Raw genomic sequence first — 14301 nt, forward strand, 5'->3', positions numbered from 1 at the left:
ATTTGTCAAAATTTGTCTAAATATACCTAGTTAGTTTTTTTTATGAACTATGGATTGCCGTCATTGCATATCAATAAGATAAGCTGTAATGCTAGGTATGGTATTTTTCGTTCTATTTTATAGGTAAGGATCGCTTTGACGATGTTTAATCCTCAACGTGTTGTTGCTAAGCGTGTTAGCAAACTTTTAGTGTTGTCACTGATGGTACCCGGTAGTGCTTTTGCTGCTGAGGTAAGCTCTGCTGTTCCACACAATGTCGCAGCTGTATCACAAAATAATAATGTGCCCATTGTCGGTTCTAGTGCAGTATTGCCTAAAATGCCTACTGATACACGAAAAGCACCGTTAACTGCTGGCAGTGTTGATTGGTCTTCATTGAATAACCTGCATTTGCAAAGCACGAAAATGCTATGTGGTGATACAACCAGTAATGTGTGTTTCGCTCCGCAAATTGAACAAGCTTATGCGCAAAATAAATTTTATCCACTTTGGAATACAGTCGCACTGCGTAATGAGTTAGCATTACAACTTCAAGTACTTGCTGATAGTAAAATGCTCCCTGGTATTGCACAGCGTTTAACTGAAATGAAGCAACTTGAACAAGACGGTAATCTGCGTGGCTATGATTTATTAGCGACAGATACTTACTATGTTTATCGTGCATTTCAGAATTACATTGCTCAACACCGTAATGTTTTATTCTTATCTAAACCCGTTAATATGACCCATAGCATGTTGGAATATGCGAAGGGGGATGACGCATATCCAATGACGATGGCTAAATTAACAATGTACCGCCCTACATATGTTGATTTTGAGCCAACGATAAAGGTTATTCAGAAGTTTGAAAATTTAGCGCCGCATCATTTAGTTGCATCAAATTTTAAAGGCGTATATCGTCAAGGCGCTGTATTGCCAAAAGGACATGAAATTGTTCAGGTTCTATATAACCTTGGCGATATGTCAGCTGCAGATCGTGATACCTTATTGGCTCAGCCAACAGTCACAAACACAGGTATAATGTTTAAGAGTCTTAAGACTTTCCAAAAGCGTCATGGCTTAAGTGTTGATGGTGTTATTGGTGCTGGTACTGTTAAACAGTTAGTAATGCCTTATAGTGATATCGCACGTGTTCTTGCATTGAATACGTTACGTTTATCGGCTTTAAACCGTCATAATGATACTCGTGCACATATCTGGGTAAATATTCCGAACTACAAGTTAGAAGTGTTCGACAACGGTAAAAAAGTATTTGAGTCTAAAGTTATCGTCGGTCGTGATACTCGCCCAACAAACTTGTTCTCATCTGCGATTACAACCATGGTTGTGAATCCATATTGGAATGTGCCAATCACCATTAAACAGAACGATGTTATTCCAAAAGTGAAGATATCGCGTGATTATTTGAAAGCACATAACATGCAAATTCTAAATAGCTGGCGTGATCGTACTGTTATTCCACCAAGTAGCATTGATTGGGCAACAGTAAATCCAAAAACATTCCCTCATGAATTCCAGCAAGGTCCTGGTCCTCATAACTCATTGGGTAATGTGAAATTCTTAATGCCAAATGATTATGCTATTTTCTTACATGATACGCCTGCTCATGGTTTATTTAGCCGTAATAAGCGTGATTTAAGCTCTGGTTGTGTACGTGTTGAGCGTGCTGATGATTTAGCTAATTATGTAATTAATTATCAAAATCGTAGTAGTATTGCACCGTTTAAGACAATGTTAGATACCAAGCAACATAAAGTGGTAAGCCTATCTAAGCGTATTGATGTTGATTTTGTGTACTTAACTGCATGGGTTGATCAAGATGGTCACCTACAAATGCGTAGTGATATTTATGGCTATGACTCACCACAAGCTAAGCCAATTAAAGCTAAATTTATTACAATGAAAGATTTTGTGAATCACTAAATTATTATTGATTGCGTAATCTGTTAAAGCCAGCACTTGAATGCTGGCTTTTTTATGTGCGCAATTTGGTAACTCAGGGTAGAATTTAATTATTATTTTTAAAACTACATAGTTAGAGTGTCATGATGTACGGCACAATGGGGACGTAATGTTAAAAGCTATTTTTTTAGATATGGATGAAACGTTATGTGCAACATCAGTTGCAGATAAACAAGCTTTAGCGACATTAACACACTATGTTCAATCACAATTTCCGACATTGAATGCTGATGTTTTTTGCCAACGTTACATTGCCGGAATTTATAAACAGTTAAATAGTGAATTTCCACAATTAGTGGCGTTATTAGATAATGAATTACTGTTTCGTCAAACATTAGTACAAACACTATTTGCTCAACAACAGATCTCTCTTTCTTTTGAGCAAGCAAAAGCTATTCAAGCAGCGTTTGATGATGGTCGTATGGCTGGGTTTGATTTCTTTCCTGAAGTTAAAGCGATGCTTGCGACGCTTCGTCAACATTATAAGCTGGTGGTGATCACTAACGGGCCTGTTTTTTCTCAGTATCCTAAACTTGCAGCTACCGCTATGGATCAACATGTAGACTATATTATTGTTGGTGGGGAAGAGCCAGAAGAGAAGCCTGCATTAAGTATTTTTAAAAAAGCATTAGATCTGGTGAAGTGTGAGCCAAGTGAAACCCTTCATATGGGAGATTCATTAGCGGCTGATATTGCAGGTGCAAATGGGGCTGGTATTGCTAGTGTGTGGGTTGATACAGGCAAGAAGAGCGATCATGACAAGCTTTCGCAAATCATACCGTCATATATTGTGACTCAGCCACAACAGCTCTTGAATGTGATAACACAACATCTTGCTTAGTGAATAGTTAGTAGTGATAAAGTAAAGAATAAAAATGCCACTGGTTATCATTTTTAGTTAGCAGTGGCATTTTTTATTTAATCAGTAATCAGCAGTGATTATTGTTCAGTTGTTTCAATATTACGTGTTTTCCATAGCGATGCACTGATAGCAATCGTAATAGAAAGAATGATCACACAAAGTGAAATCACTGTTGGAATCGCATATGGTGAACCAACAAGTAGCATTTTGATACCAATAAAACTCAGTATAAATGCTAAAGCGACGCGTAAATAGCAGAAACGAGTCAACATGCCTTCCAATACGAAATACAGTGAACGTAAACCCAGTAGGGCAAACACATTAGCTGTAAAGACTAAGAATGCTTCTTGGGTAACGGCGAAAATTGCAGGAATTGAGTCCAGTGCAAACATCACATCGGTTAGTGAGATAACTGCGACGACAACTAATAGTGGTGTTGCAAGCCAACCTTTACTGTCTTTAATAAACATTTTATGATCATGATAATCATCAGAGACTCTAAAGAAGCGCTTCACAATACGCACTGGTGCTGAATCTGAGAAATCTTCCTGTTCTTCTTCACCTTCGCGCCATAGTTTAAAACCAGTATAAAGTAAGAAAACAGCAAAGATGTATAGGATCCAATGATAATCAGCCAATAGTTTTGCGCCAACACCAATCATACCAGCACGTAGGAAGAGTGCACCGACAATACCCAGCATAAGAATACGAGGACGTAGACGTTCAGGTACGGCAAATTGGCCAAAGATTAATGCAAAAACAAATAAGTTATCAACACTTAACGATTTCTCTAATAAGTAGCCAGTAATAAATGATGTTGCTGCTTGTTTATTTGTATATGTACTCTCTGGTGCCATTTGAGGCCAGTATAGGTAAATAAAGCCCATAAAAATAAGAGCTAAACATACCCAAAAAACACTCCAAAGTGCGGCTGTTTTAATCGATATTTTACCACCACGTGTTTGATACAGATCGAGTGCAAACATTAATACTGTTAATACAGCAAACCCTTCATAACTAAAAATACTCATAGAGTTCTCTCTTTATATAAATATCTAGTGCGATAATTTATTGCTATTAGTTTTATTGTTTATTTAATGATATTTATAAAAATCGAATTAAATGAAACAGTAATCATAACAATATGTTATTGCATAGAATAAAATACGAAAGGTATGCCATAGGCGAGCCTAAACAAAACCTTCCGCACATTAAAAAAACCCATGCAATTATGTTGCATAGGTTCGAATACATTTATATGTAAACGATAATGGCATTGGTCTCGTCAAAATGGTGCTGGCAGTGGTGTCTATTGCAGACAAAAAGTTACTGCGAGCAAATCCATTCACGGCTGCCGGAAGTTTGTGACTTCGAGATGACGACAGGCGAACAATTGTGACTACTCCCCAAACGAGGCAATTTTAGACTTGTAGCCCATAAGTTTCCAGTCGTTTTTATGGTTAATTTTACATAAGATTTAAAAAAGCGTTAATTTGAAGCAATTAATTATCAATATGGTGAATAAATTACCGTTTTATTGGGGTGGTGAAAATCATTATTTTAGGTTGTTAATAATAATTGGTGATGTTTCACACTCGTAAGGTGGTGAGTTTATTAAATGTAATCAATTATAAAATTATTGGTGCCAATAAAGGATGTTTTACTTACAGCAGGGAGTAGGTTAAGAATAATCATATGATGTTAGATTATTGAATGATTGCTTATTTATTAGTGGTGATGTTGCTATAAATTGTTTGGCAGAGATAAGAGGAATTATTGCTAGTAACGATTTATTGTAAGTATAGAATGATTTTATAGATATAGAGTTATTTATAAAGTATTAACTGTGATCGTTTTGTTAAATATTTGTTTTTATTGTGTTTTTGTGAATTTAAGTGTAAATAGAATGAGATATTCATCACAGACTTTAATTGTGAAATATACAATTAGAATTGATATCAACGTATAGTGATTACATTAGGTAGTTCCACTAATGATATTTAAATGAATATTATGTTTCTGACTAAGGATAGCTATGGAAACAATCGTTGATAAAGCCATAGAAAAGGATGTGATTTTTGATTACACGGAGTTTCTATCTAAATCATGCCAGCAACGTTTATCATTTATGGACGCTTTAAAATATTTAATTCCTTTATTTGAAGCGACAGTAAAAACAATGGGTAAAAATAATTTATCTTGTGCTGAGCGACTAGAAAAAAAAGCATTAAAAATATTATCAAGCCATACAAGTGATATTAATAATTTAATTCGATTGTCCTCTTTAGCAAAACAAGAAGGTATTATGCGGCTTGTCGTTTATCTTCCATACTCGCTTGAAGAACAACAATTAATTGAATTAAAAAGTGAAATAAAAGGAACAGTTGACTTCGTCAAAGACAATACGGAACAGCTATTATTTATTCTCGATTAAAATAACGCATAAAAAAAGGTGACGGTTTATGTCACCTTTCTTATTTTTCAGTATATTATGCAGTTATTGGTCGATTTACCAAAATAGCCATGTAAATACAGTTAAAAATATAATACAAACAATATTTAAATAAAGTCCAACTCGCATCATTTCACTTTGCTTTATATAACCGGTACTAAACACAATCGCATTGGGTGGTGTGGCAACTGGTAGCATAAACGCACAAGACGCACTGATAGCAATTAATGCTGATAATACAATGGGTGATACACCTAGCGCTTCAGCTACGGTTGCAAAAACTGGGACCAATAATGCGGCACTTGCCGTATTACTCGCAAACTCAGTAAGAAAAACTACAAAAATAGCTACTCCAAGAATAGTGAGTAGAAGCCCTGCTTGATGTAGCATGTCACTGAGTGCTGTGGCAAGGAAGACACTTGTTCCCGTTACTTTAAGTATGTTACTTAAACAAATGCCACCTCCGAACAGTAATAATACGCCCCAATCGGTTGAATTCTTTATATCTTTCCATTCAACAACTCTAGATACCGCAAGCATGATGATGGCACTTAAAGCAACCAAGGTGTCAAATTTAGCATAGCCGCCTAAAAAGGTATTTATGGGTTTACTGAAGATCCATAAGGCCACGGTCACCATGAAAATAGCCATTGTGATTAGCTTACCATTACTCCATTGAATGGGAGTATGATCAAGTTCAAACTGATGGTTTAGATCTGGCTTTAAGATGATGTATAGCAGTGTGACAGTGAGTGGTAATAGAATAATAGTAACGGGAACGCCAAAGGCCATCCACTCAGTAAAACTTAAACCCACTTCAGCGGCAGCAATAGCGTTCGGTGGACTACCAACAATGGTTGCGATACCGCCAATACTGGCACAATAAGCTGTACCTAATAACACAAAAACATAGGTCTTATGGCCACTTTTTGTATTGACCTTGCTTAAGACACCTAATACGAGTGGCAGCATCATCGCTGTGGTGGCGGTATTACTGATCCACATTGATAATCCAGCAGTTACACCAAACAACATAAATACAGCCACAGACATACGCCCTTTGGCTGCAATCAGCACTTTATCTGCAATTACTTGGTCGAGTTGCTGTTTATGTAATGCTGCTGCAAGTGCAAATCCACCTAAGAATAGGAATATGATTGGATTTGAAAAGCTCGTTAATGCTTTAGATGTATCAAAAACACCGAACCCTACAGCGAGCAGTGGAACGAGTAGGGCTGTAATACTGACATGGATGGCTTCAGTCAACCACATTACAGCAACGAAGAATAATATGCTTAAACCAATCACAACATTACGTTCAAAAGGTAATGTATTGATGAGTATAAACATCATTAAACTATTGCCAATCAGAATTAAACTATTCCTATTGAATAGCCAATGTTTGAGTGTAAGAGCAAGTGTTGTCATAGGTGAATCTTCCATATGTTGAGACTACATTATTTTTATAGTTAGCTTTTAGTAAGCGGAAGTGATCATACGATGGGTTACGGTAGTATGAATGTGATGAAAGTATATTAATAAGGCGTGTTTGTTGATTATTTGTGTGTATTGTGATCTTTATGTGGCTTTTAATGTGCTGGGTTGTATTTTCTGGAAGCTATATATTGCTGAAATAATGCTTTTTAGCGTTATATAATTTGGCTTAAGATAACTAGTGCTGCGCGATCTAGGCTATGCTATTATAGGTACTGCAATGGAGTGCTTATTAGTATAAAGACTAGTGGATAATGAAAGAAAAAAAGATCAGCTTAACTAAAAAAATTCATAGAGAAGCGCAAGAGCATATGAAATGTGTTCGACAGCGGGTTTTTGATAATATGAATAATAGAAATAAAGTCAGTCAAATAGTTTAATAAAAGACTGATTAAAAGCCAGATACCTCATGAGTACGGGTCTGGCTTTTTTAATGTTCAGTTTTTAATGCTGGTGGTGGTGAAATTGTTTTTATCGCGGCAGAGGGGACGATTATTTTAATTGGAGCCTGATCAGTTATTGGTGCAAGAATATGTTCCACAGGCGCGGTAATTAATGGATCAATGATGGGTTCTTTGGGGCCTAAGAATTTAGGTTGCACATGTAATATAAACAAATCAATCATTGCTTTTATGCGAGCAAACACTTCACGTACACGAATTTTAAAACTTGCCATACCACGGCGAGGCTCTTTAACAGCTAAACAGCTTGCGTTGATATTATAGTGATTGGCAATAAATAATGCACGTTCACAATGAAACTGCTGAGTAATAATAACAAAACGATTAGTATCAAAGACTTCTTTTGCTCGAACAACAGAGTCAAGGGTACGAAAGCCAGCATAATCTAGCACTATTTCATTTTTAGCTACACCAGCCTTTAATAAGTCGCGCTTCATTGTACGAGGCTCATTGTACGAACGATGTGCGTTATCACCACTGACTAAGAAAACATCAACTTTATGCTTGTTATATAAATCGACGGCAGCAGACATGCGGTAGGTATAATAAGGATTGAGTGTTTTAGCTATGTATTTACTGGTGCCTAAAACCAATCCAACATTATAATCAGGCAGTTTTGCTGGATCGTGGTAAATTTGGTTTGCTGTTTGTACTGAAACCCAACGATCAAGTAATAATAACGTGGCAACAAAGATGATAAAGAGAACTGCAGTAATGCGAATTATGTTGAGCAGTTTCATAATTATCCAATAAAAAAATATAATGCTTTATTAATATCTTACCTTAATAAATGATGTTTTTGTTTAAAAAAGCCCAAACGTAAGCTTCAATCATGACGGTTTGTATGTTTTGTGCGCGATATCATGCGTTAAACTGCTCGAAATAAACATTCGAAGCATTATTCAATACTTCGAATGTTAGTGACAAATTAACGGTTAGTTAAAATGAGGTACGCTTGTAACGGCGGTATTCTGATTGCCAGAAGTTAGCATCAATTTTCTCACGAATACGTTCATCAGAATTTTTAGGTGCTTTGTGTTGTTCAACCGCTTTTTTGGCAACCGCAAAAGCAATTTTACGGGATACTTTTTGAATATCCTCAAGCCCTGGAAGCAGTGGACCTTTACCGTGAATCGCTAATGGTGAACACTCCGCAAGCGCGCGGCTACTTTCCATTAGCATTTCACTGGTAACACGACGCGCATTAACAGCCAGAACGCCTAAACCAATACCTGGGAAAATGTAGCTATTATTACATTGAACGATTGGGTAAGTTTTGCCTTCGTAAACGACAGGATCAAACGGTGAGCCTGTTGCGACCAATGCATTACCTTCAGTCCAATGAATGAGATCAAACGGTGTTGCCTCAACACGGCTAGTTGGGTTTGATAATGGGAAAATAATTGGGCGAGGGCAATGAGCATACATTTCACGAATAACTTCTTCGCTAAATAGCCCTGGAACGCCTGACACACCAATTAGCACTGTTGGTTTAGCATTACGCATAACATCCAATAATGAAATATTGGTATCAGATAGTTCCCAATCTTCAATATTAGTATTCTTTTGCACTAAGGCTTGTTGGAAGTTGAGTAAGTTAGGCATGTTCTCAACTAATAAGCCCCAACGATCCACCATAAATACTTGGCTACGCGCTTGTGCATCAGTAATACCACCAGCGACCATTTGAGCAATAATAGCTTCAGCAATACCACAACCAGCAGAGCCTGCACCTAAGAATGTCACACGTTGATCAGATAATTTGGTGCCAGCTGCTTTACATGCTGCTAATAATGAACCAACAGTCACAGCAGCAGTACCTTGAATATCATCGTTAAAGCAACATACTTTATCTTTATAGCGTTCAAGTAATGGCATCGCATTTTTTTGAGCGAAATCTTCAAACTGGATTAATGCTTCAGGCCAACGGTGTTTAACTGCTTGAATGAAATCATCAACAAAGTTGTCATACTCCACTCCTGTAATACGCGCGTGTCGCCAACCCATGTACATTGGATCTGAAAGGCGTTGTGGGTTATTGGTACCAACATCTAGTACAACAGGTAATGTGTAAGCAGGGCTAATGCCACCACAAGCGGTGTAAAGAGAAAGTTTACCGATAGGAATACCCATACCACCGATGCCCTGATCGCCTAAACCAAGAATACGTTCGCCATCAGTAACAACAATTACTTTCACGTTTTGGCGAGAAGCGTTGTTTAGCATGTCTTCAATGCGATCGCGGTTTGGGTAAGAAATAAATAAACCACGGCCGCGGCGGTAGATATTTGAGAAATCTTCACAGGCAGAACCAACCGTTGGTGTATAAATAATCGGCATCATTTCTGTGATATGGTTTTCTACAAGACGGTAGAAAAGCGTTTCATTGGTGTCTTGGATATTGCGTAAGTAAATATGCTTATCCATGTCGTTATCAAATTTCTGATATTGCTGGTAAGCACGTTCAGTTTGTTCTTCTATTGACTCGATAGCTTCAGGAAGAAGACCTTCTAGGTTGAAAAACATGCGCTCTTCAATAGAGAAAGCACTGCCTTTATTTAGTAATGGCGTCTCAAGGAGTATTGGGCCGGCGTAAGGAATATATAGAGGTCTTTTATTATTGTTCATACGATAAACTCTGTTGCGATTAAGCCAGAAACTGGACTGAGAATTTCTATGCTGCTAATGCTAGAACTTCATCGTTGATAATTCAAAGGGTAGAGTGATTTATTTCGAGAAAGCGGTCATGTTTCTGATGTTTATTTTATTAATAAGCAAAAATAGGCCTGTTTTTTATGGCAACTAATAATTTGGACAAAATAAAAGCCCTTGAATAAGAGCTTTTGCTTATAAGATGAGATATGTATCTGTGTTACTAACGCAATAAGATCATCTTGTTACTATTTTTTGTAATGCGCATCAATAATGCCAAGGGAATTTGCTGAAATCTTGATCGCGTTTTTCTAAGAAAGCATCACGACCTTCTTGTGCTTCTGCGGTGCCATAAGCTAAACGGGTTGCTTCACCTGCAAATAATTGCTGACCGACTAAACCATCGTCTGGTAAGTTAAAGCCATATTTAAGCATACGCATTGCAGTTGGTGATTTACTGTTAATTTCTTTCGCCCAACGTAGTGCTTCTTCTTCAAGCTCAAAGTGATCAACCACTTTGTTAACCATACCCATATCATAAGCTTCTTGCGCATTGTAGTTAAAGCCACAGAAGAAGATTTCACGCGCACGTTTTTGGCCGATCATTTTCGCTAAGTATGCAGAGCCATAACCAGAATCAAATGATGCCACATCAGGATCGGTTTGTTTAAATACCGCGTGCTCTTTAGAGGCAAGAGTTAAGTCACAAACAACATGCAGACTATGACCGCCACCAACAGCCCAGCCAGGAACAACTGCAATCACGACTTTTGGCATAAAGCGAATAAGACGTTGCACTTCAAGGATATGCAAACGACCCATACGAGCAACATCAGCAGTACCTTCTTCAGCACCTTCATATTTGTAGCCATCTTTACCACGAATACGTTGATCGCCACCCGATGAGAAAGACCACTGTCCTTTATGAGATGGGCCGTTACCGGTAATTAATACGCAACCTACATCTGACCATTGACGAGCATGATCAAGTGCTGTGTAAAGTTCATCGACAGTTTTTGGGCGAAAGGCATTTAAGCAATCAGGACGATCAATGGCAATACGTACTGTTCCATGCGCTTTAGCACGATGGTAAGTGATGTCTTCAAAGTTAAAGCCTGGAACGGCTTCCCATAATTCAGGGTTAAAAATGGTTTTGCTAGTCATACGGCACAGCCTCCATAAGTTGATGCTGTAAGGCTAGGGAGTTACAGCAAAAAGTCAATTATTGTAGCGGTAAACTGACATATTTACTGAAAATTAGTGTTGATTGTTTATGGAATCAACAACTATCAAGGCTAGTCAATGACAACATCGCTGAATATTGTCACAATAACCACGTCAGAATCAGTAATAGATTGAATTATGTACGCTTCATTGCCTATTGATAGTATTAAGTCCGATTTTTTAGTCGCATTATCTCAGCAACACATTGTGGTAGAGGCTGAAACCGGATCTGGAAAATCAACCCGTTTACCCTTGTGGGCTGCCGAATTAGGCCGAGTATTAGTGGTTGAACCGCGACGAGTGGCTTGTACATCATTAGCTGAATATTTAACCACTGATGTTGCTAATCCCCAGCAGATATCCGTTGGCTATGCGATTCGTTTTGAACAACATTTTGATGCAGATACTCAAGTGATCTTTGCGACACCGGGGGTTGCATTACGTTGGTTAAGTGATGATCAGTTAGCTTTGTTTGATACGGTGATCATTGATGAATTTCATGAACGTCGTTGGGATACCGATTTACTGCTCGCTCTTTTAAAACAGCGCCAAAGTCATCGTTTAGTTGCCACCTCGGCGACAATGGATAGCCAACGTTTAGTGACGTATTTAGGTGCCACGCATTTGCATGCGACAGGGCGTAATTTTATGGTGAATGTTTGTCATCATGCGGCTGATACTCAAACCATGCCCAGCAATGAACATTTGGAACAACGGATCGTTAAGTTAACCAGTCAGTATTATCGTGATCATCAAGATATCTTAGTATTTTTACCCGGCAGAAAGGAAATTACCGCAGCAACTCAAGCGCTTCGACGTTATTTTGCTGATGCGGTTGCCGCAGGTGCGGTAGATGTAATTCCATTGCATGCCTCTGTTACCGATGATGAACGCCAACGGGCGCTAACCGCAAGTAAGAAACAACGTATTATTTTGGCGACCAATGTTGCTGAAACATCACTGACTATTCCGGGTGTTACACTCATTATTGACTCAGGGTTAGAGCGTCGAACCCACCAGCGTAATGGTCGTACTGTATTAGCATTACATGCCATTTCAAAAGCAAGTGCTGAGCAACGTAAAGGTCGCGCAGGTCGCGTGAAAGATGGTGTTTGTCTGCGTTTATATGGCAAATCTGCACCACTTGAGCGATTAACGCCCGCAGAATTACAACGTGAAGAGTTAGTTGAACCCTATTTAGCCGCGTTGTGCTGCGAGGCTAAATTTTCACAATTAGCGTTTATTGATCATTTGCCAGAAAAAACGTTAATGAGTGCGTTTCAAACATTACAAACGATGAAAGCGGTAACGGATGATGAAGTGGTGACCGATTATGGGCGACGTTTGTATCAATTACCGATTGATAGTTTATTTGCCCATTTGATTACTGCAATGCCTGAGCGCCGTCATCAAGAAGCTATGGTTGACTTAGCTGCTGCATTATCGATTCCGCAAAAACTGTGGCAGCCTCCTAAGTCAGAACAAGATCAACAGGCGTTATTTTTATGGTTAGGGCAACAATATTGTGATGCGACAGCGTTAATTAAAATGGTAAGGGCAGATGTTGTACCCGAATGGCTAACCGTTGATGACAATATGCGCACAGAAGCACGACTATTGGCATCTAAAATGCGAGAAGTACTGCAATTACCGCAACTTGAAGCTGCTAGTGCCTTTCGTCGTCAGCCGTGGATTGATGCTGTTATGACGGCAGTGCCAGAGCTGGTTTATGTACGTCGGGAACGGCGTCGACAAGCTTTAGGTAATGGTTTTAATGAAGTGACACTTAGTCGTGATACTTTATTTGCAATAGAACATGATCAAATGGCAGAGGCTGCGGTGGTATTTGACCAATTTGCTTTACCGGGTAAGGGTGTTAAACAAAACCTAGTCTTAGCCACATGTATCGCACCTGTGACGTTGTCACAAATAGTAGCGCTTGATCTCGGTGAAAATCAATACGGACAAACCATTGAAACCAGTGCAGGCCATTTTCAAACGGCAATTGAACGAATTTATGCAGGGCGGGTGATTGATACCCAATGGCAAGATGTTAGTGGTGCAGCAGCCAGTACAGCTATTGTCGATTTGATTTTAGCTAACGAAGTTTTAGCAGGATTAGCGGCACGCTTAACGACAGATATACACCAATGGAATTTGTACCTTGGATTAGGACGTTATCAAGCTGATATTTGTCAGCGCAAACCTGAAATTGTTGAGGTGACTGAATGGTTATCACAACAGATTGCAGATATTGGAATTGAAACAATTGATGATATTGCTTTGTTCAGTGCCGACGATTTTGTATTTAATGGTATTCCTGAATGGGAACGCGAAGAGTTTGACAATCAATATCCACACAGTGTGAATTTAAATGATTTTGAGCTCCGTATTGAATATCAGATCAGCCGAAAAACCGTGATTGCGCATTATCTTCATGGAAATCGTAAACAAGATCCTAAGCGATGGGAGTTACCACGTTGGCAAGGATGGCGAATTAAATATAAGAAAGCGAGTCGAACTATTGATATTCATTGATAGGACGAGATAAATCAGCATAAAAACAACCACGGTAGCAAATTTCTACCGTGGTAGTGTTTTGATTGATCATAAGAGAAGTAAGGCGTTATATGGAAAGCATACAGAAATTATGAGGCTAATTTACCCGCATTGAGCTTGGCGCGAATATACTCAGAGTGATCTAAATAGATCAAATCAGACACCTGTCTGATCACCGCTTCTTCTAAAGGATCTATTACGCCATCAGCATAGGCAACTTGCCACATTGCTTCAATTAATTGATAACGTTGTGGTTGTGATAATTCGCGTAGTTTATTAGTAAATTCATATAAAGAAATAGATTGCTGGCTTTGTTGTTGTGCTTGGCTCAGTAATACCGTTGCTTGTTCTTCTGTGGTATCAAGTAATTTAATCAGTAGCTGCACTTTTGCTTGTTCTTCACGCGGGTCACGATCATGATCGGCATTTGCCACTTCACATAACAATGACGCCATCGCTAAATTAAGTGTGGGTGTATCTACTGCGCCAGCGCTGGCACTTTCATTCATAACTTGTCTAAACAAAGTTCGTAATGTTGAAAACATTGTAGCCCTTATTCTGATGATAATTACGTATAACTAATACCTAAGTTTATATCGATATACGATAAAAATAAAAGCCACTAAAAATACGTT

10 protein-coding genes are annotated in these 14301 nt (G+C 38.4%); 4 read left to right on the forward strand and 6 right to left on the reverse strand.

All coding sequences use genetic code 11. The annotated features are described in order from the left end of the window. Nucleotides 1-141: 141 nt before the first annotated feature. Both C9I86_RS05050 and C9I86_RS05055 read left to right on the forward strand, forming a co-directional pair. Nucleotides 142-1923, forward strand: coding sequence for a murein L,D-transpeptidase (locus tag C9I86_RS05050; RefSeq protein WP_080157320.1), 1782 nt, complete (start codon nucleotides 142-144; stop codon nucleotides 1921-1923). 148 nt (nucleotides 1924-2071) lie between these two features. Further along, nucleotides 2072-2803 (forward strand): HAD family hydrolase, encoded by a 732-nt coding sequence (locus C9I86_RS05055; RefSeq protein WP_080157322.1) that lies wholly within the window; start codon nucleotides 2072-2074, stop codon nucleotides 2801-2803. 98 nt (nucleotides 2804-2901) lie between these two features. Here the strand turns inward: C9I86_RS05055 and C9I86_RS05060 are convergent, their stop codons facing one another. Continuing rightward, complete coding sequence (locus C9I86_RS05060; protein ID WP_080157323.1) at nucleotides 2902-3855, reverse strand: TerC family protein; 954 nt, start codon at nucleotides 3853-3855, stop codon at nucleotides 2902-2904. 1004 nt (nucleotides 3856-4859) lie between these two features. Here C9I86_RS05060 and C9I86_RS05065 point away from each other — a divergent pair. Beyond that, nucleotides 4860-5258 (forward strand): hypothetical protein, encoded by a 399-nt coding sequence (locus C9I86_RS05065; protein ID WP_080157325.1) that lies wholly within the window; start codon nucleotides 4860-4862, stop codon nucleotides 5256-5258. Between the two features lie 75 nt (nucleotides 5259-5333). Here C9I86_RS05065 and C9I86_RS05070 read toward each other — a convergent pair whose 3' ends face one another. The 4 genes from C9I86_RS05070 to C9I86_RS05085 all read right to left on the reverse strand — a co-directional run bounded on the left by C9I86_RS05070 (nucleotide 5334) and on the right by C9I86_RS05085 (nucleotide 11047). Next, a complete protein-coding gene (locus C9I86_RS05070) occupies nucleotides 5334-6704 on the reverse strand; it encodes a DASS family sodium-coupled anion symporter (RefSeq protein WP_107275814.1) in 1371 nt (456 codons plus the stop codon). A gap of 496 nt (nucleotides 6705-7200) precedes the next feature. Beyond that, nucleotides 7201-7971, reverse strand: a complete 771-nt coding sequence (locus C9I86_RS05075; protein ID WP_107275815.1) for a vancomycin high temperature exclusion protein — start codon at nucleotides 7969-7971, stop codon at nucleotides 7201-7203. Between the two features lie 199 nt (nucleotides 7972-8170). Next, complete coding sequence (locus C9I86_RS05080) at nucleotides 8171-9859, reverse strand: NAD-dependent malic enzyme (RefSeq protein WP_107275816.1); 1689 nt, start codon at nucleotides 9857-9859, stop codon at nucleotides 8171-8173. Between the two features lie 291 nt (nucleotides 9860-10150). Then, on the reverse strand, nucleotides 10151-11047 hold the full coding sequence (locus C9I86_RS05085; RefSeq protein ID WP_107275817.1) for a 1,4-dihydroxy-2-naphthoyl-CoA synthase: 897 nt from the start codon (nucleotides 11045-11047) through the stop codon (nucleotides 10151-10153). A 198-nt stretch (nucleotides 11048-11245) separates the two neighbouring features. Between C9I86_RS05085 and C9I86_RS05090 the strand changes: the two genes are divergently transcribed. Then, nucleotides 11246-13645 carry a helicase-related protein gene (locus C9I86_RS05090; RefSeq protein WP_107275818.1) on the forward strand — a complete coding sequence of 800 codons (2400 nt, stop codon included), beginning with the start codon at nucleotides 11246-11248 and terminating at the stop codon, nucleotides 13643-13645. 110 nt (nucleotides 13646-13755) lie between these two features. Here C9I86_RS05090 and C9I86_RS05095 read toward each other — a convergent pair whose 3' ends face one another. After that, nucleotides 13756-14211, reverse strand: coding sequence for a TerB family tellurite resistance protein (locus C9I86_RS05095; RefSeq protein ID WP_080157335.1), 456 nt, complete (start codon nucleotides 14209-14211; stop codon nucleotides 13756-13758). Between the last annotated feature and the right edge of the window lie 90 nt (nucleotides 14212-14301).

The organism is Photobacterium sp. NCIMB 13483 (assembly GCF_003025475.1).
Taxonomy (GTDB): Bacteria; Pseudomonadota; Gammaproteobacteria; order Enterobacterales; family Vibrionaceae; genus Photobacterium; species Photobacterium piscicola.

Coding starts and splice junctions, on each gene's coding strand:
- C9I86_RS05070 (WP_107275814.1), bottom strand. CDS start 6,704: ATGACAACACTTGCTCTTACACTCAAACATTGGCTATTCAATAGGAAT.
- C9I86_RS05050 (WP_080157320.1), top strand. CDS start 142: ATGTTTAATCCTCAACGTGTTGTTGCTAAGCGTGTTAGCAAACTTTTA.
- C9I86_RS05095 (WP_080157335.1), bottom strand. CDS start 14,211: ATGTTTTCAACATTACGAACTTTGTTTAGACAAGTTATGAATGAAAGT.
- C9I86_RS05085 (WP_107275817.1), bottom strand. CDS start 11,047: ATGACTAGCAAAACCATTTTTAACCCTGAATTATGGGAAGCCGTTCCA.
- C9I86_RS05055 (WP_080157322.1), top strand. CDS start 2,072: ATGTTAAAAGCTATTTTTTTAGATATGGATGAAACGTTATGTGCAACA.
- C9I86_RS05080 (WP_107275816.1), bottom strand. CDS start 9,859: ATGAACAATAATAAAAGACCTCTATATATTCCTTACGCCGGCCCAATA.
- C9I86_RS05090 (WP_107275818.1), top strand. CDS start 11,246: ATGTACGCTTCATTGCCTATTGATAGTATTAAGTCCGATTTTTTAGTC.
- C9I86_RS05065 (WP_080157325.1), top strand. CDS start 4,860: ATGGAAACAATCGTTGATAAAGCCATAGAAAAGGATGTGATTTTTGAT.
- C9I86_RS05060 (WP_080157323.1), bottom strand. CDS start 3,855: ATGAGTATTTTTAGTTATGAAGGGTTTGCTGTATTAACAGTATTAATG.
- C9I86_RS05075 (WP_107275815.1), bottom strand. CDS start 7,971: ATGAAACTGCTCAACATAATTCGCATTACTGCAGTTCTCTTTATCATC.